1 protein-coding gene and 1 pseudogene are annotated in these 1,437 nt (G+C 49.2%); one reads left to right on the forward strand and one right to left on the reverse strand.

Annotation, left to right across the window (positions count from 1 at the left end):
• Positions 1–203 (reverse strand): annotated as a pseudogene (locus ACN0IC_RS15430) (hypothetical protein); the annotation flags it as partial.
• 428 nt (positions 204–631) lie between these two features.
• On the opposite strand from ACN0IC_RS15430, the gene ACN0IC_RS15435 reads away from it, so the two are divergent.
• A partial coding sequence (locus ACN0IC_RS15435) for a response regulator (RefSeq protein ID WP_416879638.1) occupies positions 632–1,437 on the forward strand: 806 nt, incomplete at its 3' end.

The raw sequence follows: 1,437 nt of genomic DNA on the forward strand, positions 1-1,437 counted from the left end.
TTAGGACGGCCCCAGATGTTTTCGCCCATACGGCGGTCAATTTTGTGCTTGGCAGCTGTGCGTTTTGTCACGGCTGTTCTCCTTTTTGTGGCCCCCGCAGAATTGCGACGGGCGGTAAAGGGCGTTGTCCTCTGGCCGAAGCCCGACAGGGTTCCCTTTGCAGGGTCCACCAACACCAATGAAGCCGCGCTTATATGAGCCATGGAAAGAGAGTCAACACGCAATCGCAGTATCTAGGTCTATACGGCGCAGTACCTGAGCGGTTTGGACAATCTGCGAAGCGTCTGGCCGCCCTTCTCGTCCGCGGGGGACAAAAACATATGTGCACAACGTTTGAAAGCCCCGGCTCATAGTCCGACACCCATTTATAAAGCGCGATTGAGAATCACGCGCGCCCCTGAAACCTATCCAAAAGATGCCCATACACTACGAAAGAGTTAATAAAACATTAAAAAACCCAATTGCGAGTTGAAAAGTTAACGAAACTGATTCAAGCTAAATTAAGCAGTCAAGGAAGAATAACTGAATTGTGATGAAAAATTTAGGTGCTTACCAGAAATAGCTTGGTCCGGATGCACACGCCATTTTTGTTATATGGGCAAAGCAATTCGAGAATGCGGGGTAACGAGTGATGAGAATTCTGGCCGTAGAGGATAACAAGGACTTACGTCATCTCCTTGGGGTTTATCTAGAAGCACAAGACCATGAATATGTTCGCACGGCTGCCTCGGGTGCAGATGCCTTGACGATTATCAAAGATACGCCAGTGCCCTTTGATTGTTTTCTTCTTGATATTCAAATGCCCGAAATGTCCGGGATCGAACTTATTACCTATATCCGACAGATCCCCGGATATGAATTTGTGCCAATCATCATGCTTACTGGTGTCAAAAACAGCGATAGCATCGCCAAAGCCTTTGTCGCGGGTGCGTGGGATTACATCGTTAAGCCTTTTGAATTTTTTGAACTGGAAACCCGTATTCATGGGGCAGAACTGCGCAATGCAGAGTTCATCCGGCACATCAAACGTCCGCACGAAAGTCCCAGCCGCGAGAAATACGAGGTCTTGCAGAAGATCGCCCTGGAGCGTCCCATGACACCGGCCGACCTTTCAAAAAGCGGTCTGGTTACCGAAGAAGCCTTTGGAAACTATATTATGCGGATGCAATCGGAATTTGGCGGCGACACAACAGTCGCGGTAATTGCAGTGCAGAATTTCACACAATTGATGGCATCGTTTTCGGAACCCCAACGCCATCAGTACACGGTCAAACTGGCCGTCGCCATTTCCGAGGCGCTGAAACCAATGGGTTTAATGCTGACCTATCGTTCAAATGGGATATTCGCGGCAGCGCTTCTTGACGCGGAAATGCAAACCAATTCAAGCATGGATAAGGCGGTGGCAAAAGCGGTCGCGTCCGTCGAGCTTGAGAATGC

The sequence above is a fragment of the Litorimonas sp. genome (genome assembly GCA_029936425.1).
Lineage (GTDB): Bacteria > Pseudomonadota > Alphaproteobacteria > Caulobacterales > Maricaulaceae > Litorimonas.